Genomic DNA, 24552 nt, shown 5'->3' on the forward strand with positions numbered 1-24552 from the left:
CGCCCGGACCACCGGGCGACCGTTCCGCTTGCCGCGGTCCGACAGCGCGCGGCCGGGCGCCCGTTCCGCTTGCGGCGGTCCGGCGGCACGCGGCGCAGCCCGGACCCCCGCTCGGGGCCCGGGCCGTGTCAGGCCGCGCATCGCCGTAGCGGCCCTGTCGGGCCCCGCCCGCGCCGGTGTTCACCCGGCGCGGGCCGTACGGGCCCGCGCCGGGTGCTCAGGCCTCGCTGTGCGGCAGGCTGGTGGCGGTCACCAGCGTGCGGATCGCGCGCAGCGCCACCGACAGCGTGGCGAGATCGAAGTTGTCGCTCTCCCAGATCTCCGACAGGGTCTGCCGGGCCCGGGCCATCGCCGCCGAGTTGACCTCGATCCAGCTCGCCAGGCGCTCCTCCGGCGACAGGCCGGGCGCGCTGTGCGCCAGGACGTCGCGGGTGAGCGTGGCGTGCGCGGCGTAGAGGTCGTCACGGAGCGCGGCCCGCGCCATGGAGTTCCACCGGCTGTCCCTGGGCAGCGCGATGATGCGCTCGCGCAGCCCGGCGAGCTGGAGCCGGTCGGCCAGGTCGAAGTAGACCTCGGCCACCTCGTTGACCGGCCGGCCGAGGTGCGCGGCCGCCTCCACCAGGTCGAAGGTGGAGTAGGCCGGGACCATCGCGGCGACCCGCTCGGCGAGCTCGGCCGGCACGCCCCGGGCGACGAAGCTGTCGCGCCGCTCCTCGAACGCCGTCAGGTCGGAACCGGTCAGCAGCTTGGGCAGGTGGGCCAGCAGCCCGTTCATGCCCTTGGCGAAGAAGCTCACCGTGGAGGCCAGGTCCAGCGGCGCGCGGCGGTTGCCGAGCAGCCAGCGGGTGCCGCGCTCGGCCAGCTTGCGGGCCTCCAGCTCCATGGCGATCTGGGTTGAGGTGTCCACCTTGTTGTCCAGCTCCTCGATCTGCCGCCAGAAGCTGGGCAGGTCGAAGACCTCGCGGGTGACGAGGTAGGCGCGGGCGATGTCCGACGTGGACGCGCCGCTCTCCTCGCCGAGGCGGAACATGAAGGTGGTCCCGCTGGAGTTGACCAGGTCGTTCACCACGCCGGTGGTGATGATCTCGCGGCGGAGCGGGTGGGCGTCCATGTAGTCGCGGAAGCGCTCGCGCAGCGCCGTCGGGAAGTAGGACACCAGCCAGGACGCCAGGTAGGGGTCGTCGGGCAGGTCGGAGCCGAGGATCTCGGCGTCGACCACCAGCTTGGTGTAGGCCAGCAGCACCGAGAACTCCGGCGCGGTCAGCCCGAGCCCGGCCTGGCGCCGCTCGGCGAGCGTCTTGTCCGACGGCAGGAACTCCAGCTCCCGGTTGACCAGGCCGGCCCGCTCCAGCTTGCGGAGCTGACGCGAGTGGATGTGCAGCATCTCGGTCGCCTGCGCGCGGGCGGCGGCCAGCACCACGTTCTGGTCGTAGTTGTCCCGCAGGACCAGGTCGGCGACCTCGTCGGTCATGTCGAGGAAGAGCTGGTTGCGCTGCTTGTCGGTGAGCTCGCCGTCGCGGACCGCCCGGTCCAGCAGGACCTTGATGTTCACCTCGTGGTCGGAGGTGTCCACGCCCGCCGAGTTGTCGATGAAGTCGGTGTTGACGAGCCCGCCGTTGAGGGCGAACTCGATCCGGGCGAGCTGGGTGAAGCCCAGGTTGCCGCCCTCGCCGATCACCTTGCAGCGCAGCTCGGAGGCGTCGACCCGCAGGCCGTCGTTGGCCTTGTCGCCGACGTCGGCGTTCGACTCGCTCGACGCCTTGGCGTAGGTGCCGATGCCGCCGTTCCACAGCAGGTCCACCGGGGCCCGCAGGATGGCGCTGATCAGGTCGTTGGGGGCCAGCGAGGTCACCTCGTCGGCGATACCGAGCGCGGCGCGCATCTGCGGGGAGAGCGGGATCGACTTGGCCGTGCGCGGCCAGACGCCACCGCCCTGCGCGATGAGCGAGGTGTCGTAGTCGGCCCACGAGCTGCGCGGCAGCGCGAACAGCCGGGCCCGCTCGGCGTAGCTGCGCGCGGCGTCCGGGTCGGGGTCGACGAAGACGTGCCGGTGGTCGAAGGCCGCGATCAGCCGGATGTGCTGGGAGAGCAGCATGCCGTTGCCGAACACGTCGCCGGACATGTCGCCGACGCCGACCACGGTGAAGTCGGTGGTCTGGATGTCCACCCCGGTCGTGCGGAAGTGATACTTCACCGACTCCCAGGCGCCGCGGGCGGTGATGCCCATGGCCTTGTGGTCGTAGCCGATCGAGCCGCCGGAGGCGAAGGCGTCCCCCAGCCAGAAGCCGTACTCCTTGGCCACCGCGTTGGCGATGTCGGAGAACGTCGCGGTCCCCTTGTCGGCGGCGACCACCAGGTAGGTGTCGTCCTCGTCGTGCCGGACCACGTCGGCGGGCGGGACCACCTGGCCGTCGACGAGGTTGTCGGTGATGTCCAGCAGGCCGGAGATGAACATCCGGTAGCAGGCGACGCCCTCGGCCAGCACGTCCTCCCGCGCACCCGACTTCGGCGGGTTCTTCACCACGAAGCCGCCCTTGGAGCCGGTGGGGACGATGACGGTGTTCTTCACCATCTGCGCCTTCACCAGGCCGAGGACCTCGGTGCGGAAGTCCTCCATCCGGTCCGACCAGCGCAGGCCGCCGCGCGCGACCTTGCCGAAGCGCAGGTGCACGCCCTCGACCCGGGGCGAGTAGACGAAGACCTCGAACTTCGGCCGGGGCAGCGGCAGCACGCTGATCGACGGCGAGTCGAGCTTCAGGCTGATGTACGGCTTGCGCTCGCCGTCCACCGTCTGGAAGGCGTTCGTCCGCAGCGTGGCGTTGATCATCTCCAGGTAGGCCCGCAGGATGCGGTCCTCGTCCAGGGAGGCCACGTCGTCCAGGGCCCCGAGGATCTCCTCGTTCAGCGCCTCGCTCAGGTCCGAGCGGACCTCCTCCGAGCGGCGGGGGTCGAGCCTGGCCTCGAACAGCCGCACCAGCAGCCGGGCGAGCCGTACGTTGCCCAGCAGCACCCGCTCGATGTAGTCCTGGCTGAACGTGGTGCCGGCCTGGCGCAGATACTTGGCGTAGATGCGCAGGATCTCGGCCTGCTCCCAGGTCAGGCCGGCGGCCAGGACGAGCCCGTTGAAGCCGTCGCTCTCCACCCGGCCCCGCCACAGCGCGCCGAAGGCGTCCTGGAACAGCCGCTTGAACTCGTCCCTGTCCACCTCCGAGGAGGGGGTGTAGCGCAGGCCGAAGTCGTAGATCCAGGCGTCGTTGGTCGCCGGGTCGTTGTCGCGGTCGATCTCGTAGGGCCGCTCGTCGACCACCTCGACGCCCATCCGCTGGAGCAGCGGCAGCACGTGCGACAGGGAGATGGGCGCGCCGATCCGGTAGAGCTTGAACCGGCGCTCGCCCTCGGCGGCGTCGTAGGGCTCGTAGAGGTTCATCCCGATCTCGTCGGAGGAGACGGCGAGCGCCTCCAGGCGGCGCAGGTCGGCGACCGCCATCCGGGCCGGGAAGTCGGCCTTGTAGCCCTCGGGGAAGGCCGAGGCGTAGCGGCGGATGAGGCCGGGCGCCTCCTCCTCCGAGCTCAGCTCGGCGATGGCGGTGGCGAGGTCGTCGTCCCAGGAGCGGGTGGCGGCGGCCAGCCTGGCCTCCAGCTCCTCCACGTCGACGGCGTCGGCGTCCAGCGGCCTGCCCCGCTCGCCGCGCACGACCACGTGCAGCCGGGCCAGGGCGGACTCGCCGATCATCGCGCTGTAGTCGAAGGCGGTGCCGCCGACCGTCTTGAGCAGGATCTCCTGCATCTTGACGCGGATCTTCGTGGTGTAGCGGTCACGCGGGAGGTAGATCAGGCAGGAGATGTAGCGGCCGTAGTCGTCCGGGCGGAGGAAGACCTTGACCTGCTTGCGCTCGCGGAGCCTGAGCACGCCGAGCGCGATCGGCAGGAGCTGCTCCACCGAGGTCTGGAAGAGCTCGTCGCGGGGGAAGGTCTCCAGGATCTCGATGAGGTCCTTGCCGTCGTGGCTGTCGGAGGCGAGCCCGGCCAGGACGAGGACCTCGGCCAGCTTGCGCCGGAGCACCGGGATGCGGGAGATCGACTCGCTGTAGGCCACGTGGGTGAGCAGGCCGAGGAAGCGCCGCTCGCCGACGACCTCGCCGGAGGCGTCGAAGATCTTCACGCCCACGTAGTCCAGGTAGGCCGGGCGGTGCACGGTGGCGCGCGTGTTGGCCTTGGTGATGATCAGCATCTGCTGCTTCTCACGGGCCTTGGCGCGCAGCTCCGGGGAGAGCGCGGCGAAGCTGTCGGAGCCCGCCTTGTCGTGGCGGAGGATCCCCAGGCCGGTCCCCGGCACCGGGCGCAGCCTGTCGCCCTCCTCGCCCTCCTCCAGGCGGTATTCGCGGTAGCCGAGGAAGGTGAAGTGGCCGTCGGCCAGCCAGCGCATCAGCTCCAGGCTGTCCTCGACCCCCGCCAGGTCCAGCGGCGGCGGGTTGACCGACACGTCCTCGGCGGTCTGCACGGCCAGGGCCCGCATCTTGACGAAGTCCTCGACGGCGTAGCGGACGTCCTCCAGGACCCGCTGCAGGTCGGCTTCGAGCTCCTTGAGCGTGGCCTGGTCGGCCTGCCTGTCGATCTCGAAGTGCATCCAGGACTCCACGAGCATCTGCCCGGTGACGTCAAGCTCCTCGGGGCCGAGCAGCTTGCCGGTCATGTCCCTGCGCACCCGCATCTGCGGGTGGACGACGAGCTGGATGCCGATCTGGTGGCGGTCGAGCTCCATCGTCACGGAGTCGACCAGGAAGGGCATGTCGTCGGTGACCACCTCGACGACGGAGCATCCGGGGTCCCAGCCGTGCTCCTCCAGGCTCGGCGTGTACGCCCGCACCATGGCGCGGCCCTGGGGGCGCTTCTCGGCGAGCTGCCGCTGGGCCATCGCCGGGCCGTACACGTCGACCTGGTTACGGCTCAGCAGGTCTTCTGGCGCGACATGCCGGTAGTAGAGCTTGAGGTAGGCGAGCGCCTCCTCAACACCCACATGATCGCTGCCTGGTGTGTGCGCGCACGTTTCGGCGGCACTCCTCAGCAGCTCGTCCTTCGCCTCGTCGAGCGGCATGTCGCTCTCACTCCTTTGTGAGGGGGTTTTGCATATTTGATGGGGATCTAGGACCAAGTCCGTAGTTCCCATAGAAAAGGGAAGTAATGCGGGCGCGGGCGGTGCTCTCCGGGACGGGAGGTCCACAGTGGGGCACCCGGCCCCGCCGCGGTCCGCCGCCCCGCCGCCGGCGCGCGAGGCGTCCGCGGCGGGAGGATGATCTCGTCGTGGGTGAGCCGGTCCTCGGCCAGTCGTCGCGGGTCGTCATGTGACCCGCGGCCCCTCGCCGCCATCGGCGGAGAACCGGAGGTCTCCTGGTCGGAGACGGCGGGTCGGCGCCGGGAGAGGACGGTGGGACAAGCATCCCACACGGCCGCTCCGGAAGGGCGGCAGCGCCACCTGGCGCGTCCGGACGCACCGGCGCCCGTCAGGCAGTCCAGACAGCTCACGTCTCTCCGCTCACCGGACATGGCCCGCGGCACAACACCTCCAGCGGCCATCTGCCCCGATCCCCGTTGACCGGAGCATGCCGCCGCTCCTGATATCACCCGAAAAGCCGTAAAACGTCAACGTGGCGGCCCGCCGGCTCCGGAGCGGCCCAGGACGGCCCCTCCCGGCGGCTCCTGCCCGGTCCCGGGAGCGGGATCCCTTCCTGCCCGTCAATCGTAGAGCCCGCGGCGGGTGCGTTCGATGGCTTCCCGGGACTCCGGTGGAGCCGACGCGGCTCGCACCCGGCCCACGAAGTGATGGGAATGTGACCAACCAGCCGGGCCGGGCGGCCGTCTCAACGGGCAGGCAGACGGAACTCTCGGGGAGACGAACATGCGGCCCGCTCCGGACAGACGGACATTCCTTCGGATCGGCGGCATGGCCGCCCTGAGCGTGGGGGCCGGGCTGCCCGCCCGGACGGTCCCCTCCCGCTCGGACTGGAACGCTCTGGGGAGGGGGCTGGAGGGCACCCTCGTCAGGCCGGGCGACGCCTCCTACGACACGGCCCGCCGCCTGTTCAACCCCGCCTTCGACGCGGTACGGCCGGCGGGCGTGGCCTACTGCGCCACCCCCTCCGACGTGATCGAGTGCGTCGGCTTCGCCCGGCGGACGAACGTGCCCCTGACCGTGCGGTCGGGCGGCCACTCCTACGCGGGCTGGTCCACCGGGACCGGCCTGGTCGTCGACGTCTCCCCGATGAACAAGGTGGGCTACGCCTCCGGCCGGGCGACGGTCGGGGCGGGCGCCAAGCTCGTCGACGTCTACGACAAGCTGGCGGCGCGCGGGGTCAGCATCCCGGCGGGCAGCTGCCCCACGGTCGGGGTGAGCGGGCTGGCGCTGGGCGGCGGCATCGGCGTGGTGTCCAGGAAGTACGGCCTGACCTGCGATGTGATGGAGTCCGTCCAACTGGTCACGGCCGACGGTCGGCTGCTGACCTGCGACGCCGACCACAACCCCGACCTCTACTGGGCCTCGCGCGGCGGGGGCGGGGGCAACCTCGGCGTGGCGGTCTCCTTCGGCTTCCGGACCCACCCCACCCGCGAGGTCACGGTCTTCTTCCTGCACTGGCCGTGGGCGAAGGCCGTCCGGGCGCTGCGGGCGTGGCAGGCGTGGGCGCCCGCGGTGCCGGACGAGCTGTGGTCCACGATGCACCTGAGCCGCGACGGCGGGACGGACGTGCAGATCGGCGGCCTCTATCTGGGCGGCAGGGCGGACTGCGAGCGGCTGCTGGACCGGCTGGCCGACCGGATCGGCCCGGCCTCCTCCAGCTACATCCGGCAGACGTCCTACCGCCAGGCCATGATGATCATGGCGGGCTGCTCCACGCTGTCGGTCTCCCAGTGCCACCGCGGCGGCTCCCTGCCCGGCCAGACCCGCGACGGCAGGCTCTCGCGCGACGACTTCAGGGCCAAGTCCCACATGGCCTACCGCCCGCTGTCGGAGGCCGGCGCCGGGGCACTGGTCGCGGAGGTCGCCCGGCCGGGCAGCCACACCGTGCTCCTGGACGCCCTCGGCGGCGCCGTCGGCCGGGTCCGCCCGGAGGCCACCGCCTTCCCGCACCGGGCGGCCCTCTACAGCGTGCAGTACTACGCCCACCGCGCCGGGGCTGCGGGCTGGGCCAGGGCGGCGCACGCCCGGATGCGCCCCCACTTCGGCGACCACGCCTACGTGAACTACGCCGACGCCGAGCTGGGCGGCTGGCGCGCGGCCTACTACGGGGCGAACGCCGGCCGGCTCGCCCGCGTCAAGGCCGTCCACGACCCGGGCCGCCTCTTCCGCCTCCCCCAGGGGATCTAGGCCCGCTCACCCGGGACCCGGGAGGTCCAGGCCCCGGAGCTGGGCCTCAGGGCCTGCCGGGCTCGCGCGGCGGCCGGTGCTCGGCGGCGATGCCGATGCGGCGGGACCCGGCCGACCGGGACTCCGCGTCGTAGGTGGCGGCCCCCAGCCGGAGGACCGTCTCCGAGGCCTGCCGCTCCATGCTCTCCAGGCGTTCGAGGTCGGCCGCCGGGACCAGCGCCACGAGCGGCTTGCCGTGCCGGGTCATGACGATGCGCTCCCCGCCGTACGCGGCGCGGTTCACCAGCTCGGCGAAGTCCGCACGGGCCTGCGTCACCGGGATCTCTTCGGCCATGCCTCCAGCATAGCAGTCTGTGCATAATGTACATTTTAAATGTTCTGTACAGAGTGGAGGCGCGCATGAACGGTTTCACCGACCGCTACGTCCTGCCGGACCTCGTCGAGCGGACCAGCTACGGCACCAGCGTGACGGATCCCTACTCCAAGCTCCTCGCCGGACGGATCATCTTCCTCGGCACCCCGATCGACGACACCAGCGCCAACGACGTGATGGCGCAACTGCTCTATCTCGACTACGACGACCCCGGGCAGGACATCTCGCTCTACATCAACTCCCCCGGCGGCTCGTTCACCGCGATGATGGCGATCTACGACACCATGCAGTACGTCACGGCGGACGTGGAGACCGTCTGCATGGGCCAGGCCGCCTCCGCCGCCGCCGTCCTGCTGGCGGCCGGGACGCCGGGCAAGCGGATGGCCCTGCCGCGCTCGCGCGTCCTGATCCACCAGCCCTCCGGCGAGGCGCAGGGATCCTTCAGCGACCTGGAGCTGCACGCCCATGAGCTCCTGCGCGCGCAGGAACTCATGGAGATACTCCTGGCCAGGCACACCGGGCAGAGCGAGGAGCGCATCCGGCGCGACATCGAGCGGGACAAGGTCCTGGACGCGGACGGGGCCATCGCCTACGGCCTCGTCGACGTGACGGTCCCCTTCCGCAAGGCGACGGCCTCCTCCCCTGAGTAGGTCCCGTCCCCGGTCCCGGTCCCGGGACACCGTCCCGTCCCGCCTGGGCGCGGGCGCTTGTACGGTGTGCCGGACGGCTCGGGAGGGACAGTGATCGCAGCGGCACGCACCGCCTGGCCCTGTTCCGTCCTGACCCTGGCCCTGGTGGCCCTGTCCGTCGTCCTCGCCGCACTCAACGAGACCGAGGTGTGGGCGCTGAGCCACCTGCTGTTCGTGGGGGCCTGCGCGCTGGCGGGCGGGCTGATCGGCTCGCGCCGGCCGGAGCACGTGGTGGGCCGGCTGCTGGCGCTGAGCGCGTTCTGCTTCGCGCTCATGGAGGTCTGCGGCCAGTACGCCATCCTCGGCCTGCTCACCCGGCCGGGACTGCCGCTCGCCGAGGCCATGGCGTGGCCGCAGACCTGGCTCTGGGTGCCGGCGAACCTGTCGCTCGTCCTCGTCCCGCTGGGCTTCCCCGGTGGGACGCTCTCCTCGGCCCGCCTGCGGCTCCCGGTCCGCGCGGTGGCCGTCGCCGCGGCGCTCACCATGGCGGTGAGCGCGCTGCGGCCCGGGGAGAACCACCAGGTGGGCACCGGCGCCGGCGTGGTCAACCCGCTCGGGGTGGCCGGGCTGGCCCGGGTGGCCCCGGCGGCGGAGACGGCGATGACGGCCCTCATGGCGGTGGTCTTCGTGGCGGGCGGGATCGACCTGCTCGTCAGGGCGTTCCGGAGCGGCGAGCCCGAACGCCGCCAGATCAAGTGGCTGACCTACGCGGTCGGGCTCCTGGTGCTGGTCGTCGCGGCCCGGCTGGCGGCCGGGCTGACCGACGGGGCCCCGGAGGCGATCTGGCCGGCCGCCAACTCCCCGTGGGAGCTGCCCGGCGCGCTGGGCACGGCGCTCATGCCCGTCGCCATCTGCATCGCGATCCTGCGCCACCGGCTCTTCGACATCGACCTGGTGATCAACCGGACGCTGGTCTACGCGCTGCTGTCGGGCTGCGTGACCGGCGGATACGTGGCCGTGGTGGGCTATCTCGGCGCGATCTTCCCCACCGGGGACCTGCCGGTCTCCATACTCGCCGCCGGACTCGTGGCACTCGTCTTCGCGCCGCTGCGGGAACGGCTGCAGAGCGGGGTCAACCTGCTGATGTACGGCGAGCGGGACGACCCCTACGCCGCGCTCACCCGGCTGGGCCGCCGGCTGGAGAACACCGGGGAGCCCGGCACCGTGCTGGCGGGGGTCGCACGGGCGGTGGCCGAGGCCCTGCGCCTGCCGTACGCGGCGGTGGAGACGGCCGCGGGCGCGCGGCACGCCTCCGGCACGGCCGCCGGCGACCCGGTACGGCTGCCGCTGACGCACAACGGTGAGCGGGTCGGGGACCTCATCCTGTCGCCCCGGCCGGGAGAGACCGGGTTCGGCCCCCGCGACCTGCGCGTGCTCACCGTCCTGGCCGGGCAGGTCGCGGTGGCCGTGCACGCCGTACGGCTCTCCGCCGACCTGCGGCACTCGCGGGAACGGCTGGTGATGGCGCGCGAGGAGGAGCGCCGCCGCCTCCGGCGCGACCTGCACGACGGGCTCGGTCCCACGCTGGCCGCGCTGACCATGCGGGCCGAGGCCGTGCACGACCTGGTCGAGGACGGGCCCGCGCGGCGGCTGCTGGCCGACATCGTCGTCGACGCCGAGGCGGCGGTGGCCGACGTGCGGACCCTGGTGGACGGGCTGCGGCCGCCCGCGCTCGACTCCCTCGGGCTGCTCGGCGCGCTCCGCGCCCACGCCACCCGGCAGCCGCCCGGCCTGCGCGTCGCCGTACACGCGCCGGACGGCCTGCCGCCGCTGCCGGCCGCGACGGAGGTGGCGGCCTACCGCATCGCGGCCGAGGCGCTGGCCAACGTGCGCAGGCACGCGGCCGCGACCCGCGCGGAGCTCCGGGTCGAGCTGGCCGGGGGCACGCTCAGGCTTGAGGTGTCCGACGACGGCGGCGGCCCGGGACCGGCCGGGGACGGCGGGAGGCGGCCGGTCCCGGAGGCCGCGGGCCGCGCCGGGATGGGGCTGGCGTCGATGCGCGAGCGGGCCCTGGAGTTGGGTGGATCGTGCACGGTCGAGGCGCGTCCGGAGGGCGGGACCCTGGTCAGGGTCGTGCTGCCGGCGTACGAGGAAGAGGACGCCGGTGATCCGGATCTTGCTGGTTGACGACCACCCCGGGTTCCGCGCCGGGCTGCGCGCCCTGCTGGCGGCGGCCGAGGGGATCGAGGTCGCCGACGAGGCCGCCAGCGGGGAGCAGGCGCTGGCGCTGGTCGGGCGGGCGCAGCCGGACGTGGTCCTGATGGACCTGACGATGCCCGGCATGGGCGGGATCACGGCGACCGAGCGGATCGTCCGCGACCACCCGCACATCCGGGTGATCGTGCTCAGCATGTCGGACGACGACGACTCGGTGTTCGCCGCCATGCGGGCCGGGGCCCGCGGCTACGTCCTCAAGGGGGCGCGCAAGGCGGAGCTGGTCCGGTCGGTGCAGGCGGTGGCCGAGGGGGAGGCCATCTTCGGCCCGGCGATCGCCGCCCGGCTGACGGGCTACTTCACCGAACGGGAGCGGAGCGAGCCGGCGCTGCCCGAGCTGACCCGGCGGGAACGGGAGATCCTCGGCCTGGTCGCCGAGCACCTGACCAATCCGCAGATCGCGGCCAGGCTCGGGCTGAGCCAGAAGACCGTGCGCAACCACGTGTCGGCGGTCTTCGCCAAGCTCCAGGTGGCCGACCGGGCCCATGCGATCATGCGGGCGAGGGAGGCGGGACTGTGAGGCCCGCACGCCAGTCGGCGTCCGGCATCCGCAGCACGCGCAGCGCGACCCAGCCGTAGGCGGCCAGGTGGAGCAGCGCGCCCGCGGACTGCACGGCGGGCGGGCGGTCCATCGTCACGAACGGCACCACCGTCCCGGCGAGGGCGGTCAGCGGCACCCACCAGGGGGCGATCCGGGCGATCACGAGCCCGATGAGCAGGGTCAGCAGCCCCACATGGACCAGGAATCCCGGCAGCAGCATGCCGAACAGGAACCCCGGCAGCTCGCCGGCCCGCGCGGTGACCGCCTCCGCCTGCGCGTCGGGCAGGGTCTGGGCGAGGGCCAGGTCGTAGAAGTCGGTGGTGAAGAGCGTCAGCGCGTGACCGGCGCCGAGCAGGCCGAGCACGGCGCCGACGTTGCCGGTCCCCGGGGCCCGCCCGCGCAGCAGGTGGGCCAGGCCGAGCACCACCGGGATGAGGGTGAGCGCCGCCCAGAGGTAGAGCAGGCCGCTGACCTGGACGAGGGCCGGGTGCTCGCGGAAGACGGCGGGATCGTGCTCGGCGCCCGGGGGCGAGGTCAGGAAGGCCAGGAACTCCAGCACCGGCCAGGCGAGCAGCGCGACCCCGGCGACGATCCGCCGGAACGAATCAGGATTTTTCATCACCTGTCCACCAGACCGGAGCCCCGTCCCGGACCGCCTGAGCCCGTGTCCCATCCACCCGGGAGGTTTGTCCCCCGGGGCGATCCGGGAGCCGCCCCGCTGCCGCGGACACCCCGCCGCTGGGAGGCGCCCCTCCGAGGGAGCCTTGCGGCCGGGGGCGTGACGGCCGTAATCGAGTGGATTCTCCGGCGGCCGGGTCGGCAAGATCGAGGCATGCGCAACTGGCCCCTGTTCCAGCTCCGGGTGACCACTCCCCGGCTGGAACTCCGGATCCCGTCCCTCGACGACCTGGACGAGCTCGCCGACCGTGCCGCCGAGGGCGTTCACGAGCCGGGCTTCATGCCGTTCACCTTCCCCTGGAGCGACGCCGCGCCGGCCGAACGGGCGCGCGGCACCGTCCAGTTCCATTTCGGCCAGTGGGCCGGCTGGTCCCCGGAGAAGTGGAGCTGCCTGTTCGTCGTCGTCGACGGAGGCCAGGTGGTCGGCATGCAGGAGCTGTCGGGCACCGACTACGCGGTGACCCGCGAGGTCGCCACCGGCTCCTGGCTCGGGCGGCGCTTCCAGGGACGGGGCATCGGCACCGAGATGCGCGCCGCGGTGCTCCACCTCGCCTTCGACGGCCTGGGCGCCTCGCAGGCGACCTCGGGGGCCTTCGCCGACAACCACGCCTCCTACGCGGTCTCGCGCAAGCTCGGCTACCGCGACGACGGCATCCAGCTCCACAACCGCCTGGGCAAGGCCGTCGAGACCCGCCGTCTACGCCTGTCCCGCGACGGCTGGAGCACCCCGGCGGGGTTCGAGATCCACGGTCTCGAACCCTGCCTGCCGCTGTTCGGCGCGGGCGAGGACCCGGCCGGCTGAACCGCGCCGGCGGCCCGTCTCACTCCTCCAGGGGGGCGAAGTGAGACAGCACCTCGGGGTTGGCCATGGCGTCGAGGTTGGCGGCCTTCTCCGGGGGGACACCGAGGAGGATCTTGCGGACGGGCACCTCCAGCTTCTTGCCGCTGAGGGTGCGCGGGATCCCGGGGACCTCGATGATCTCGTTCGGCACGTGCCGGGGGGACAGTGCCTCCCGCAGGGCCCCGCGCAGCCGCGCGACCAGCTCGTCGGACAGGGCCGCCCCCTCGGCCATGGTGACGTAGAGCAGCAGGCGGCCCTCCTGGCCGAGCTGCCCGGTGTCGATCACCAGGCTGTCGGCGATCTCGTCGAAGCGCTCCACCACGCGGTAGAACTCGCTGGTGCCCATCCGGACGCCGCCCCGGTTGAGGGTGGAGTCGGAGCGGCCGTAGATCACACAGCCGCCGTCGGGGAGGATCTTGATCCAGTCGCCGTGCCGCCAGACGCCGGGGTAGTCGGCGAAGTAGCTCTCCCGGTATCTCGTCCCGTCGGGGTCGTTCCAGAACATGACCGGCATCGACGGCATCGGCGCGGTCAGCACCAGCTCGCCGACCTCGCCGACCACCGGTGTGCCCGACGGGTCGAAGGACTCGACCTTGGCCCCCAGGCAGCGGCAGGGGATGACGCCCGCGCGGACCGGCAGCAGCGGGGCCGCGCCGACGAAACCGGTGCAGACGTCGGTGCCGCCGGAGAAGGAGCCGAGCTGGATCTCCGGCAGCGCCTCGTGCACCCAGGCGAATCCCTCGGGCGGCAGCGGCGAGCCGGTGGAGCCGAGGCCGCGCAGCGCCGTGAGCCCGGAGGGCCGCAGGCCCGCCTTCATGGACGCGATCAGGTAGGGCGCGCCGGTGCCGAAGTAGGTGACCCCCTCCTCGGCGGCCAGCCGCCACAGCGCGTCGGTCCCCGGATGGGTGGCCGACCCGTCGTAGAGGACCACCGCCGAGCCGACCAGCAGGCCGCCGATGAGGTAGTTCCACATCATCCAGCCGGTCGTGGTGTACCAGAAGAAGACGTCGTCCTCGCCCAGGTCCTGGTGGAAGGCGAGCGCCTTGAGGTGCTCCAGCACCACGCCGCCGTGCCCGTGCACGATCGGCTTGGGCAGCCCGGTGGTGCCGGAGGAGTAGACGATCCAGAGCGGGTGGCCGAAGGGCACCGGCTCGAACTCCTGCGGGCCGGCCGTCTGCCGCAGCTCCGCCCAGCTCAGGACGGGGGTGCCGGTCTCGTCCGGGAGCTGTCCCCCGGCCGGCGCGCCGGCTCCGTCCGGCGTCGCCATCCGCACCCGCGCGACGAGGGTCGGCAGCTTGGCCGCGATGTCCTGGACGACTCCGGCCCGGTCGAACCGCCTGCCGTTGTAGTCGTAGCCGTCGACCGCGATGAGCACCTTCGGCTCGATCTGGGTGAAGCGGTCGATCACGCTGGGCGCGCCGAAGTCCGGGGAGCAGGACGACCAGATCGCGCCCAGCGAGGCGGTGGCGAGGAACGCGACCAGCGTCTCGGGCACGTTCGGCGCGTACGCGGCGACCCGGTCCCCCCGGCCGACGCCCAGCCCGGCCAGGCCCGTGCGGACCCGGGCGACCTCCTCGGCCAGCTCGCCCAGGGTGAGCGTCCGCCGGCCGCCCCGCTCGTCGCGGAAGACCACCGCGGGCCGGTCGGGCTCGGAGGCGGCCCGGCGCAGCGCGTTGGCCGCGTAGTTCAGCGTCGATCCGGTGAACCATTCGGCGCCGGGCATCGTCCCGGATATGACGGGCCCGTCACCACGCTCACCCACGACGTCGAAGTAGTCCCAGACCGACGTCCAGAACTCACCCGGGGCGTCCACCGACCACTGCCACAGGGACTCGTAGTCACCGGGGCGGCCGAGCCACTCCATGTAGCGGGTGATCCTGGCGTCTCTCACGACCTCCGGGGTGGGTTCCCAGAGCAGCGCACCTTCCTCAACCATGGCCCCATCCTCTCGGCGGCTCGCCGGAATGTCATCCCCCGGGACCACACACCCTCGGGGCGTGTGGTGTGGGTCAGTCACGTAACCGCTCCACGGCGGCCCGTGCCGCGGTGCCGATCACCGCGTCGGCGCGGGGCTGGTTCTGCGCCGTGCCGTAGGAGCGGGTGAAGACCGCGACCGCGTAGCACCCGCCGTCGGGATACTCCACCACGCCGACCTCGTTGCGGATCGTGGGCAGCGTGCCGGTCTTGCCGCTGACCGCGACGTCGTCGTAGGGGAAGCCGGCGGCCAGCCGGTGCGGCCAGACCTGCAGGCCGAGCAGTCCGCGCATCGAGGCGCACGACTCGGCCGAGGCCGCCTCGTCGCGCCAGATCATGCTGAGCAGCCGGGTCATGTCGCGCGGGGTGCTCCGGCTGGTGCGCGCGGGGTCGAGCGCCCGGAGCCGGGCGATCACCGCGGGGTCGGTGGGCATCTCCTCCTGCCCGGTGTCCTCGACGATGCTGGCGAACAGGCCGCGGCAGTCGTGCTCGACCCATGTCCCGTCCAGGCCCGCGGCGGCGAGCATGGCGTTGACCGCCGGCAGGCCGACCCTGCGGATCAGGGTGTCGGCGGCGGTGTTGTCGCTCACCGCCATCATCAGGTAGGCCAGGTCCCGCAGGGAGATCGTCACGTCGTCGGCCATGACCGACACTCCGGTGGGCCCGGGAGTGTGGCCGTCCGCCATGACCGTGACCCGTTCGGACGGCTCCAGCCGTCCGGCGTCGGCCTGCCGGAAGAACTCCACCAGCAGCGCCACCTTGAACACCGAGGCCAGCACCACCGGCTCGTCGGCGCCGTGGGTGACCTCGGCCCCGGTGTCGACGTCCACCGCGTGCAGGTATCCGGTCACCCCGGCCGCGCGGAACAGCGCGCCGAGGTCGCTCATGCCAGGAATCCAGAGGAGGGCCTGGCACGGACCCGCCGCGCCGGCGCCGCACCGTCGTCCGTCATCCCGGCTTTCTCCTTCAGCACTCGTACGGCCACCGCCCCGAAGGTTACGGCAGCGTCGGCGGCCTGCCCCCGCCAGGCCGTGGACACCCGCCAGGCCAGCGGGCTGCCCAGCAGCGGCCTCCACCGCAGTCCGGGCAGCTCCACGCGGGGCCCGAAGGCGACGGCAGTGCCGGCCAGGACCAGCCCGAGGGTCTGCGCCTCGTGCACCTCCTCCGGGACGTATCCGTGGTGGCGGCACTCGGCGAGCGTCTCCTCGTGCAGGCCGGGCTCCCGGGGGAAGAGCACGAGCTGCCGGCCGGCCAGGTCGGCCAGGTGCACCGACGACAGCTCCGCGAGCGGGTCGGCCTCGGCCAGCACCACGCCGGGACGCTGGACGAGCACCGGGCCGAAGCTCAGCCCGGGGGCGGTCACCGGATGGCGGAGCAGGCCGACGTCCAGGGTGCCGTCGGTGAGCGCGATGACCTGGTCGGCGCTCCACATCTCGGCAGGGGCGAGCCGTACCTCGGGCACGCGCTCGCGGAACCCGGCGATCAGCGCCGCGATCACCGAGGATCCCAGGTCGGGCGGGACGCCCACGCGCAGCGCCGCGCCCTCCCCCCGCCCGGCCAGGTCCCGCAGCCGGTCCACCCGCGCGACGATCTCGCGGGCCTCGGCCAGCAGCAGCCGTCCCGGCTCGGTCAGCCGGACCTGGCGGCTGGAGCGGTCGAACAGCCGCACGCCGAGCTCCTCCTCCAGCCGCCGGATGCGCTGGCTCAGCGGCGGCTGGGCCATGCCCAGCCGGACGGCCGCGTTGCCGAAGTGCAGTTCTTCGGCGACGACCGTGAAGTAACGCAGATGCCGCACGAGGTCCATGAACAGCGATTATATCTATTTCCATATCGATATCACTCACATACCAATATTGGACATATATGACATCCCTCTGGTCTCCTCGGTCCGCGAAGACAAGGGGGACGATCCATGAACCTGAAACACCTGGCGGTGGCCGTGCTGGTGCCGGTCACCGTGATCGGCGCGGGCGCCTGGGCGCTGCGTACCCAGGGGTCGGCCGAGGAGACGGCCCAGGAGTTCCTGACCGCCTGGGCCAGGCAGGACTACCCGGCCATGCGGGCGCTCACGGTCGATCCGCCGGGTGACTTCGACCGGTGGTACCGGCGTTTCCGCACCGACCTGAAGCTGTCCAAGGCCGCTTTCACGGTCACCGGCGGCGCCGACTCCAAGGTCACCTTCCACGCGACGCTGGACGGGCCGGTCGACTGGTCCTACGACGGCTCGCTGACCCTGGTCGAGCACGAGCGGGCCTGGCGGGTGAAGTGGAGCCCGGCGGCGCTGCACCCTCGGCTCAAGCCCGGCCTGCGGATGAGGACCGTGCTGGTCAAGGCCGAGCAGGCGCCGATCCGGGCCGCCGACGGGACCCGTATCGACACCGCGGGCACGCCGGGCTCGGTGCAGCAGCTCGTCGAGGGGCTCAGGGAGAAGTACGCCGCCCGCCTCACCGGCGCCGCCTCGGCGCGGGTGGACCTGGTCCGGGGGACGGATCGGGTCGCCACACTGGCCACCGCCAAGGCCGTGGCGGGCAAGGAGCTGCGGACCACGATCGACCTGCGTGTCCACCGGGCCGCCGCCGCGGCCCTGGAGAAGGTGACCAAGCCCGCCTCCCTGGTCGCGCTGCGGCCCTCGACCGGCGAGATCCTGGCCGTGGTCAACAAGCCCGGCGGGTTCAACCGGGCGCTGCTCGGCCACTACCCTCCCGGCTCGACCTTCAAGGTGGTCACGGCCTCGGCCCTGGTCGCCGACGGCATGACCGCGGGCGAGCGGGTGCCCTGCCCCGCCGAGCAGAACATCGGCGGCTTCCCGTTCCACAACGCCGGGTTCAAGGACTACGGCACGATCGCGCTGCGCGAGGCGTTCGCCCACTCGTGCAACACCACGTTCGGGCGGCTCAGCGTGGACCGGCTGGGCGGGGACCGGCTGGCCTCGGTGGCCGCGAGCTTCGGGTTCGGGGGTCCGGTGGAGCCCGGCGTGCCCGCCGTACGGGCGCAGTTCCCCGACCCCAAGGACGACACCGACCTCGCGTCGGCCTCGATCGGGCAGGGCCGCGTCCTGACGAGCCCGCTGAACATGGCCACCGTCGCCGCGGCGATCGCCGACGGCGCCTGGCGCCCGCCCCGGCTGGTCGACGCCGGCCTGCTGCCGGCGGCCCAGCCGAGGAAACTGGAGCCGGCCGTGGTGCGGGCGCTGCGCACGCTGATGCCCGCGGTGGTGGTGGAGGGTACGGCCAGCGCGGTCTCCTTCCCCCGGGGCACGGCGGGCAAGACCGGGACCGCCGAGTTCGGCTCCGGCAAGGAGCCTCCCTCGCACGCCTGGTTCATCGGCTACCGGGGCGACCTGGCGTTCTCGGTGATCGTGGAGGGCGGCGGCGCGGGCTCCACGGTGGCCGCCCCCGTCGCGGCCCGTTTCCTCGCCGGGCTCGCCTAGTCCCGGCCGTCGAAGATCGAAAAGGGGCTTGGCGGACCGCGTCCGGGCGTGTTTCCCTGAAGGATGAGTGATCCTTTGAACGAGCGCGACCAGGCCGCGGCGGCCCTGGAGCTGGTGGCCGGCGCCGCCCGGCCCTACCTTGACACGCTCGGCGACCGCCCCGTCCACGACCACGGGGCCGACGGGCTGCTCGACCTGCTCGACGGCCCGCTCTCCGAGCGCGGCGAGGGCACCCTCGACAGCGTCGGGCGGCTGCTGCGGGTCGGCACCGCGGCGGCGACGCACTCCTCCGGACCGCGTTTCTTCCACTTCATCGTCGGGGGGTCGACCCCGGCGGCCCAGGCGGGCGACTGGGTGACCTCGCTGCTGGACCAGGCCGGGGGCCTCTGGCTGACCTCGCCGTTCGCCGCCCGGGCGGAGACCGTCGTGCTGGGGTGGCTGAAGGACCTGTTCGGGCTGCCGCGGTCCTACGGCGGCGTGCTGACCCCGAGCGCGACCTTCGCCAACCTCACCGGGCTGGCGTGCGCCCGGCAGTGGTGGGGCGAGCGGCACGGCGCCGACGTGGCGGCCGACGGGCTGGCCGGGCTGCCGCGGATGCCCGTGCTGGCCGGCGGCTACCTCCACCCCAGCAGCCGCAAGGCGCTGCTGACGCTCGGCTGCGGCCGGGACGGCGCCCGGATCCTCGCCCGGGACCGGGCGGGCCGGGTCGACCTGGCGGCCATGGAGCGGGAGCTCAAGCGGATCGACGGCCCGGCGGTGATCGTCGGGAACGCGGGCGAGGTGAACACCGGTGACTTCGACCCCATCGACGACCTGGCGGACCTGGCCGAGCGGTACGGCGCCTGGCTGCACGTGGACGGCGCCTTCGGACTGTTCGCCGCGGCCTCGCCCCGCCTGTCGCACCTGGTCAAGGGGGTGGAGCGGGCGCACTCGGTGACCGCCGACGGGCACAAGTGGCTCAACGTCCCCTACGAGAGCGGGTTCGCGTTCGTCCGCGACCCGGAGCTCATGGGCCGGACCTTCGGCCCGTGGGGCGCGGCGTACCTCCCCGGCGGCGACGACCAGCACGTCAACTACAACTTCCTGGGCCCGGAGTCCTCCCGCCGCGCGCGGGCGCTGCCCATCTGGGCGACCCTGCGGGCCTACGGCAGGCAGGGTCACCGGGAGATGGTCGAGCGCCACCACGGGCTCGCCCTGCGGCTGGGCGGGATCGTCGAGGAGGCCGCCGACCTGGAGCTGCTCGCCCCGGTACGGCTGTGCGTGGTCTGCTTCCGCTACCGCCCGCCGGGCGTCCCCGAGGAGGAGCTGAACGCGCTGAACGCGTGGATCGGCCAGGAGCTGCTCGCCGACGGCCGGGTCTACGCCGGGACCACCACCTACCAGGGGATGACGGCCCTGCGGCCGGCCATCCTCAACTGGCGCACCACCGAGGCCGACATCGACCTGCTGGCCTCGGTCGTCCGCGAGATCGCCGCCCGCCGTACGGGATGAGCCGCCGCTAGCCGGCCCTGCGGGCCGGCGAGGTGAGCCCGGCCACCGCGGCGACGACCTCGGAGGGGTTGGACAGGTCGGGCAGGACCACGTCGGCCCCCGCCTCGTGGAGTTCGGCCGGGAGGGAGCGGCCGGTGGCGACCGCGATCATGGACGCTCCGGCGATCTTGGCTGCCTGGACGTCCCTGGCCGAATCACCGATCATCACGGTGTTGCCGCCGTCGAAGGTCCCGCCGTGCTTCTGCCTGGCCCGGCCCTGCGCGACCTGGAGCAGGGTGGCCTTGGGGTAGACCTCCTCGCCGTAGCCGCCGACCTCGAAGTCCACGTGCCGGTCCAGGCCGAAGGCGGTCAGCTTGTGCACGGCGTTGCTCTTGATCGTGCCGGTGAGCACCGACTGGACCACACCGTCGAGCCTGGCCACCGCCTTCAGCGCGTCGGCCGCCCCGGGCATCATCCGGCCGTCCTTGGCCAGACGCTTGCGCCTGGCGCCGAAGGTCTCGGCCAGCGCGTCGAGGAACTTCGGGAGGTGGCCGTCGTCGGCCACGACCCCGTTGAGGGCGAGCATCTCGAAGACGATCTCGGAGTCAGGACGTCCGTTGTGCTGGGTCAGCTTGACCAGGGGCCGTCCGGTGACCTGCCGGAAGGCCTCCGCGTAGGCGTCGCGGGTGACGATGGACACGTCGACCAGCGTGAGGTCGATGTTCCACAGGACGAGGCGGCTAATCGTGGGCCTCCCGGAATGGGTGCGGATGCCCAGAGTACGGCCATCGCCGTCCCCGTCCGCCATCGATGCCCAGACCGTCCGGTCCCGGACGGTCCCGTCCCGGGCAGGCGGGGTCCCGGGCGGACGGTCCCGGACAGGTGACGGCCCGTACGGGGGTCACGGGCGGACGGCGGTCACGGGCGGGCGGCCCCGGAGCGGCGGTGGGTCCGGGCGGGTTCAGGCGTAGCCGATGGCGTCGGCGAGGGTGTCCACGACCGGGACGCCCAGCGCCTTCAGGTCCGCCCGGCTGGTCATGCCGCCGGTGTAGAGGACGGCCCGCGCCCCGACATGCCGGGCGGCGTGCGCGTCGTCCACGCTGTCGCCGATCACGAGCACATCGGCGGGGTCGACCCCGAGCGCCGCGAGATGGGCCACCATCGAGTCGGCCTTGTGCCCGCCGGACGCGCTGCGCAGCCCGTCGATCCGGGTGAAGTGCCGGTCGATGCCGAACTCGGCGACCTTGGGCCCCAGCCGCTCGTGCGCCCACATCGACAGCAGCGACTGCCTGCCGCCCTCCCGCTCCCAGCTCGCCAGGGTGGAGGCCGCGTCCGCCGCGAGACCGCACTCCAGCATCAGCCGGTGGTAGTTGTCGTGGAAGCCGAGATCGAGCCGCTCCCACTCGCCGTCGAGGAGCGCGCGGCCGAGCATGCGCTCGTAGGCCGCCCAGATCGGTCGGGTGTAGACCGCGCGGAATCGGTCGACGTCGTAGGGGCCCAGCCCGTAGGGCTCGAACACCGCGTTCGTCGCCCCGACGACGGCGTCGACGTCGTGGAAGAGAGTGCCGTTCCAGTCCCAGACAATATGCTTCGTCATATCGGCTCAAGCCTAGCCAGTCGGCCGGACATTCCGCCGCCCCGCTCGGCACGGGCGGGGCCCGCGAGGCGGGGACCCGCGGCCGGCCGGGGTGTCCGACCCGCCGCGGGGTCCACGCTCACCGCGCCACGGGGGCGCTCAGCCGCAGGCCTTGCCGGTGGTGCCCTGCCCGTTCTGACCGCCACGGCCCCCGTTCCACCGCACGTGGACCGAGCCCCAGGCGCAGATGCGGGGGGCGTACATCATGTCGCCCCAGTGACGGCCGCCGTTGCCCGCCTTGAACCTGAAGGTGTCCGAGCCGCGGTCGGTGTAGACGCTGATCGTGCCCGACGCGGTGCTGGAGGTCGAGACCTCGGTCCAGTTGGTCTTGCAGGACCTCGACCACATGAGCTTGACCGTCCCGACCGTCTCCCTGGCCGGGGTCTTGACGGCGGCCGTCCGCACCACCTTCGCCGAGCGGGCGCAGCCCTCGCGGTAGGGGTCCTTGTGGTCGTAGGTGTGCGCGTCGGCCGGGGACGCCACGAACAGGGCCAACCCGGCCGCGGCGACCGTGGCCGTGACTACTCGGATCTTCACTGACATCCGCTCCTTCTCGTCATGAGGCTGGCTGGACCGGAGTGATCTTAGTCACGACAGCCACGAAAAGGTCGGGAATCATTTATTTTTCGGCAATAGCGGTAAACCTCGGGCCCGGCTCCCGCGTCGTCACGCGCGCTCAGTCGAGCAGGTCGGGGATCTCCTGTGTGGCGTACCACATCAGCTCGTGGGCCTCGGCGCCGTCCACGGTGAACCTGGCGTCGTCGTCGCCGCGGTCGGCCGCGGGCAGCGCGGCGACGGCGGCCTCCACGTCCTCGGCCGCGGTCGGGTCGTCCACGTGGACCGCGGCGATCTTCGACAGCGGGACCGGCGCCGACAGCCGCACCCGGGCGCGCTCCTCCAGCCCGGCGCCCACGCTCACGACGTCGTCCGGCACCTCGGCGGCGATCACCACCCGGCGCGCGGCCACCTCCACCCCGTCGGCGCGGTCGGCGGCCAGCATCCGCAGGGACGCCCTGGCCGCCTCGGTCAGGGCGACGTACTCCAGCTCCTCGGTGTCACCCGAGACGTACCACTCGACCAACGCGGGGGTGACCGCGTAGCCGGTCAGCGGGGCCGGGCCGAACTCCCCCAGGGTGACCACACGGGCCAGCGCGGGGAGTGTGGCCGGCAGGTAGACGCGCATCCATGCCTCGATCTTCTGCTCCGACACCGGCGCCGGTCCGGCGCCGATCACCCATCGAGTGTGCCAGCCCCGGCGACCCGGCCGCGAGATCCGGGGTCCGGAAGGGGACGGCGAGCCGGACGGCGGACCTCAGCGCAGCGGCACGCCGAAGAGCCGCTCCAGCTCGGCGATGGTCAGCTCGGGGTCCCGGTGGTGCACGCCCACGATGCCGAGGGCGCGGGCGGCCGTGATGTTGGCCTCGATGTCGTCGACGAACACGCATTCGTGCCCCGCCAGGCCGACCCGGCCGAGCGCGTGCTCGAAGATCCTCGGCTCCGGCTTGCGCATGCCGATCTCCCCCGAGATGACGACCGCGTCGAAGACCTCGTCCCAGCCGTCGCGGGGATACTCGTTGGCCCAGGAGTTGGACAGCAGGCAGGTCCGCAGCCCGGCGGCGCGCGCCTCTCGGAGCATCACGTACATCGCCTCGACCCGCTGGAACCCGGCGAACATCCTGGCCAGCAGCCCCTCCGCGACCGGCGGCACGCCGTCCGTCGTCATCAGTCTGGCGGCCAGGTCCCGCTCGAAGTCCAGTCCGGAGATCTCGCCCCGCTCCAGGGCGTGGATCGTGTTCTCTCCGCTCTCGGAGCCCTCGTAGGCGTGCAGGATCAGCTCCCGCATCACCTCGCGGTAGTGGGCGGCGTCGATCCGGTCGGCGGCGATCCAGTGGGCGATCGCCTCGGACATTCCCACGGTGAGCACGCCTCCCCAGTCGATCAGCACACCCTTGAGCATCCCGCCTCCTCGTCTAGAACCGGCTCCAGATTAGGCATGGCCGGTGAGTGAGCCGGAAAGGGGTGGTGCAAAACTGACCGCCATGGACTTCGCGCTCAGCACGAAGGCGGAGGAATACCTCGCCAACCTGACCGATTTCATGGTGTCTCATGTGTATCCGGCGGAGCCGGTCTACCACGAGTGGCGGCTCGCGAAGGGCCACGGCAACCACGACCTGCCCCCGGTCGTCGAGGACCTCAAGGCCGAGGCCCGCTCGCGCGGCCTGTGGAACCTGTTCCTGCCCGACGAGTCCGGCATGTCGGTGCTCGACTACGCCAGCCTGGCCGAGGTCACCGGCCGCTCCATCGACCTCGCCCCCGAGGCGCTGAACTGCGCCGCCCCCGACACCGGGAACATGGAGGTCCTGCACATGTTCGGCTCGCCCGGACAGCGGGACCGCTGGCTCAAGCCCCTCCTCGCCGGGGAGATCCGCTCGGCGTTCGCGATGACCGAGCCCGCGGTGGCCTCCAGCGACGCCACCAACATCTCCACCTCCATCACCCGTGACGGCTCCGAATACGTGATCAACGGCCGCAAGTGGTTCATCACCGGCGCGGCCGACCCGCGCTGCGAGATCATGATCGTGATGGGCAAGACCGACCCGGACGCCCCCACGCACCGCCAGCAGTCGATGATCCTGGTCCCGATGGACACCCCCGGGGTGGAGATCGTGCGCCATCTGCCGCTCTTCGGCTACCAGGAGCAGCACGGCCATTCCGAGATCACCTTCACCGACGTCCGGGTGCCCGCCTCGAACCTCATCGCGGAGGAGGGCGACGGTTTCCGCATCGCCCAGGCGCGCCTGGGACCGGGCCGCATCCACCACTGCATGCGGGCGATCGGCATGGCCGAGCGCGCCCTGGAGCTGATGTGCTCCCGCGCCGCCAACCGCGTGGCCTTCGGCCAGACCCTCGCCCAGCAGGGCGTCGTCCAGCAGCAGATCGCCGAGTCCCGGCTGGCCGTCGACCAGGCCCGGCTGCTCACCCTGAGGGCCGCCTGGCTGATCGACACCGTCGGCGCCAGGGCCGCCGCCGCCGAGATCTCCGCCATCAAGGTCGTCGCCCCCAGGATGGCCTGCGAGGTCATCGACCGCGCCATCCAGGTCCACGGCGGCCTGGGCGTCTGCGACGACGTGCCGCTCGCCATGATGTACGCCCAAGCCCGCGCCATGCGCATCTTCGACGGCCCCGACGAGGTCCACATCCGCGCCGTCGCCCGCAGGGAGCTCAAGCCCTACCTCCTGTGAGGCCCCGGACGGACGGCCCGAGCCGGAGGTTTCCCGCCGAATGTCCGATTCAATGGCTGGACGGCGTTTCAGGCCCGCGGTTCGAGGAAGGCTAGGAGAGTGGC

The 24552-nt window shown here is 72.5% G+C and carries 19 protein-coding genes; 8 read left to right on the plus strand and 11 right to left on the minus strand.

Going from position 1 to position 24552, the window contains the following annotated elements; translation table 11 throughout:
* Window positions 1-217: 217 nt before the first annotated feature.
* Complete coding sequence (locus J2S55_RS09720) at window positions 218-5095, minus strand: NAD-glutamate dehydrogenase (RefSeq protein ID WP_306858943.1); 4878 nt, start codon at window positions 5093-5095, stop codon at window positions 218-220.
* A gap of 846 nt (window positions 5096-5941) precedes the next feature.
* On the opposite strand from J2S55_RS09720, the gene J2S55_RS09725 reads away from it, so the two are divergent.
* Window positions 5942-7360, plus strand: coding sequence for an FAD-binding oxidoreductase (locus J2S55_RS09725; protein WP_306858945.1), 1419 nt, complete (start codon window positions 5942-5944; stop codon window positions 7358-7360).
* Window positions 7361-7406: 46 nt separating this feature from the next.
* Here the strand turns inward: J2S55_RS09725 and J2S55_RS09730 are convergent, their stop codons facing one another.
* Window positions 7407-7694, minus strand: a complete 288-nt coding sequence (locus tag J2S55_RS09730; RefSeq protein WP_306858947.1) for a type II toxin-antitoxin system Phd/YefM family antitoxin — start codon at window positions 7692-7694, stop codon at window positions 7407-7409.
* 26 nt (window positions 7695-7720) lie between these two features.
* On the opposite strand from J2S55_RS09730, the gene J2S55_RS09735 reads away from it, so the two are divergent.
* The 3 genes from J2S55_RS09735 to J2S55_RS09745 all read left to right on the plus strand — a co-directional run bounded on the left by J2S55_RS09735 (window position 7721) and on the right by J2S55_RS09745 (window position 11156).
* Entirely contained in the window at window positions 7721-8383 is a 663-nt protein-coding gene (locus J2S55_RS09735; RefSeq protein WP_306858950.1) for an ATP-dependent Clp protease proteolytic subunit, read from the plus strand.
* Between the two features lie 90 nt (window positions 8384-8473).
* Window positions 8474-10549: a sensor histidine kinase gene (locus J2S55_RS09740; RefSeq protein ID WP_306858952.1), complete on the plus strand. Its 2076-nt coding sequence runs from the start codon at window positions 8474-8476 to the stop codon at window positions 10547-10549.
* Complete coding sequence (locus J2S55_RS09745; RefSeq protein WP_306875278.1) at window positions 10536-11156, plus strand: response regulator; 621 nt, start codon at window positions 10536-10538, stop codon at window positions 11154-11156. The genes J2S55_RS09740 and J2S55_RS09745 overlap by 14 nt, the downstream gene beginning before the upstream one ends.
* Here the strand turns inward: J2S55_RS09745 and J2S55_RS09750 are convergent.
* The gene (locus J2S55_RS09750; RefSeq protein WP_306858954.1) at window positions 11128-11796 is read right to left on the minus strand and encodes a hypothetical protein; all 669 of its coding nucleotides are present in this window, start codon (window positions 11794-11796) and stop codon (window positions 11128-11130) included. The genes J2S55_RS09745 and J2S55_RS09750 overlap by 29 nt on opposite strands.
* 213 nt (window positions 11797-12009) lie before the next feature.
* Here J2S55_RS09750 and J2S55_RS09755 point away from each other — a divergent pair, with 213 nt between their 5' ends.
* Window positions 12010-12657 carry a GNAT family N-acetyltransferase gene (locus J2S55_RS09755; protein WP_306858956.1) on the plus strand — a complete coding sequence of 216 codons (648 nt, stop codon included), beginning with the start codon at window positions 12010-12012 and terminating at the stop codon, window positions 12655-12657.
* Window positions 12658-12676: 19 nt separating this feature from the next.
* Here the strand turns inward: J2S55_RS09755 and J2S55_RS09760 are convergent, their stop codons facing one another.
* The 3 genes from J2S55_RS09760 to J2S55_RS09770 all read right to left on the minus strand — a co-directional run bounded on the left by J2S55_RS09760 (window position 12677) and on the right by J2S55_RS09770 (window position 16474).
* Window positions 12677-14632 (minus strand): acetoacetate--CoA ligase, encoded by a 1956-nt coding sequence (locus J2S55_RS09760; RefSeq protein WP_306858959.1) that lies wholly within the window; start codon window positions 14630-14632, stop codon window positions 12677-12679.
* Between the two features lie 73 nt (window positions 14633-14705).
* On the minus strand, window positions 14706-15557 hold the full coding sequence (locus J2S55_RS09765) for a serine hydrolase (RefSeq protein WP_306858961.1): 852 nt from the start codon (window positions 15555-15557) through the stop codon (window positions 14706-14708).
* Window positions 15554-16474: a LysR family transcriptional regulator gene (locus J2S55_RS09770; protein ID WP_306858963.1), complete on the minus strand. Its 921-nt coding sequence runs from the start codon at window positions 16472-16474 to the stop codon at window positions 15554-15556. Before J2S55_RS09770 ends, J2S55_RS09765 begins: the two co-directional genes overlap by 4 nt.
* 108 nt (window positions 16475-16582) lie before the next feature.
* On the opposite strand from J2S55_RS09770, the gene J2S55_RS09775 reads away from it, so the two are divergent.
* Window positions 16583-18100 (plus strand): penicillin-binding transpeptidase domain-containing protein, encoded by a 1518-nt coding sequence (locus tag J2S55_RS09775; RefSeq protein WP_306858965.1) that lies wholly within the window; start codon window positions 16583-16585, stop codon window positions 18098-18100.
* A gap of 75 nt (window positions 18101-18175) precedes the next feature.
* Window positions 18176-19591 carry a pyridoxal phosphate-dependent decarboxylase family protein gene (locus J2S55_RS09780; RefSeq protein ID WP_306858967.1) on the plus strand — a complete coding sequence of 472 codons (1416 nt, stop codon included), beginning with the start codon at window positions 18176-18178 and terminating at the stop codon, window positions 19589-19591.
* 7 nt (window positions 19592-19598) lie between these two features.
* Here the strand turns inward: J2S55_RS09780 and J2S55_RS09785 are convergent, their stop codons facing one another.
* From J2S55_RS09785 to J2S55_RS09805, 5 genes are all read right to left on the minus strand, one after another.
* Complete coding sequence (locus J2S55_RS09785) at window positions 19599-20378, minus strand: HAD family hydrolase (protein WP_306858969.1); 780 nt, start codon at window positions 20376-20378, stop codon at window positions 19599-19601.
* 153 nt (window positions 20379-20531) lie between these two features.
* Window positions 20532-21167, minus strand: coding sequence for an HAD family hydrolase (locus J2S55_RS09790; RefSeq protein ID WP_306858971.1), 636 nt, complete (start codon window positions 21165-21167; stop codon window positions 20532-20534).
* Window positions 21168-21305: 138 nt separating this feature from the next.
* A complete protein-coding gene (locus tag J2S55_RS09795; RefSeq protein WP_306858974.1) occupies window positions 21306-21743 on the minus strand; it encodes a DUF2690 domain-containing protein in 438 nt (145 codons plus the stop codon).
* Window positions 21744-21882: 139 nt separating this feature from the next.
* Complete coding sequence (locus tag J2S55_RS09800; protein WP_306875280.1) at window positions 21883-22389, minus strand: DUF6912 family protein; 507 nt, start codon at window positions 22387-22389, stop codon at window positions 21883-21885.
* A gap of 129 nt (window positions 22390-22518) precedes the next feature.
* The gene (locus J2S55_RS09805; protein WP_306858976.1) at window positions 22519-23163 is read right to left on the minus strand and encodes an HAD family hydrolase; all 645 of its coding nucleotides are present in this window, start codon (window positions 23161-23163) and stop codon (window positions 22519-22521) included.
* A gap of 82 nt (window positions 23164-23245) precedes the next feature.
* Between J2S55_RS09805 and J2S55_RS09810 the strand changes: the two genes are divergently transcribed.
* A complete protein-coding gene (locus J2S55_RS09810; protein WP_306858978.1) occupies window positions 23246-24448 on the plus strand; it encodes an acyl-CoA dehydrogenase family protein in 1203 nt (400 codons plus the stop codon).
* The last annotated feature ends 104 nt before the right edge of the window (window positions 24449-24552 follow it).

The sequence above is a fragment of the Streptosporangium brasiliense genome (genome assembly GCF_030811595.1).
Lineage (GTDB): Bacteria > Actinomycetota > Actinomycetes > Streptosporangiales > Streptosporangiaceae > Streptosporangium > Streptosporangium brasiliense.

What these genes read in the sequence shown, in the direction of transcription:
- J2S55_RS09805 (WP_306858976.1), bottom strand. Translation starts at nt 23,163, where the DNA reads ATGCTCAAGGGTGTGCTGATCGACTGGGGAGGCGTGCTCACCGTGGGA.
- J2S55_RS09770 (WP_306858963.1), bottom strand. Translation starts at nt 16,474, where the DNA reads ATGGACCTCGTGCGGCATCTGCGTTACTTCACGGTCGTCGCCGAAGAA.
- J2S55_RS09750 (WP_306858954.1), bottom strand. Translation starts at nt 11,796, where the DNA reads ATGAAAAATCCTGATTCGTTCCGGCGGATCGTCGCCGGGGTCGCGCTG.
- J2S55_RS09755 (WP_306858956.1), top strand. Translation starts at nt 12,010, where the DNA reads ATGCGCAACTGGCCCCTGTTCCAGCTCCGGGTGACCACTCCCCGGCTG.
- J2S55_RS09775 (WP_306858965.1), top strand. Translation starts at nt 16,583, where the DNA reads ATGAACCTGAAACACCTGGCGGTGGCCGTGCTGGTGCCGGTCACCGTG.
- J2S55_RS09720 (WP_306858943.1), bottom strand. Translation starts at nt 5,095, where the DNA reads ATGCCGCTCGACGAGGCGAAGGACGAGCTGCTGAGGAGTGCCGCCGAA.
- J2S55_RS09725 (WP_306858945.1), top strand. Translation starts at nt 5,942, where the DNA reads ATGGCCGCCCTGAGCGTGGGGGCCGGGCTGCCCGCCCGGACGGTCCCC.
- J2S55_RS09800 (WP_306875280.1), bottom strand. Translation starts at nt 22,389, where the DNA reads ATGCGCGTCTACCTGCCGGCCACACTCCCCGCGCTGGCCCGTGTGGTC.
- J2S55_RS09760 (WP_306858959.1), bottom strand. Translation starts at nt 14,632, where the DNA reads ATGGTTGAGGAAGGTGCGCTGCTCTGGGAACCCACCCCGGAGGTCGTG.
- J2S55_RS09765 (WP_306858961.1), bottom strand. Translation starts at nt 15,557, where the DNA reads ATGAGCGACCTCGGCGCGCTGTTCCGCGCGGCCGGGGTGACCGGATAC.
- J2S55_RS09735 (WP_306858950.1), top strand. Translation starts at nt 7,721, where the DNA reads ATGTACATTTTAAATGTTCTGTACAGAGTGGAGGCGCGCATGAACGGT.
- J2S55_RS09730 (WP_306858947.1), bottom strand. Translation starts at nt 7,694, where the DNA reads ATGGCCGAAGAGATCCCGGTGACGCAGGCCCGTGCGGACTTCGCCGAG.
- J2S55_RS09810 (WP_306858978.1), top strand. Translation starts at nt 23,246, where the DNA reads ATGGACTTCGCGCTCAGCACGAAGGCGGAGGAATACCTCGCCAACCTG.
- J2S55_RS09790 (WP_306858971.1), bottom strand. Translation starts at nt 21,167, where the DNA reads ATGACGAAGCATATTGTCTGGGACTGGAACGGCACTCTCTTCCACGAC.
- J2S55_RS09785 (WP_306858969.1), bottom strand. Translation starts at nt 20,378, where the DNA reads ATGGCGGACGGGGACGGCGATGGCCGTACTCTGGGCATCCGCACCCAT.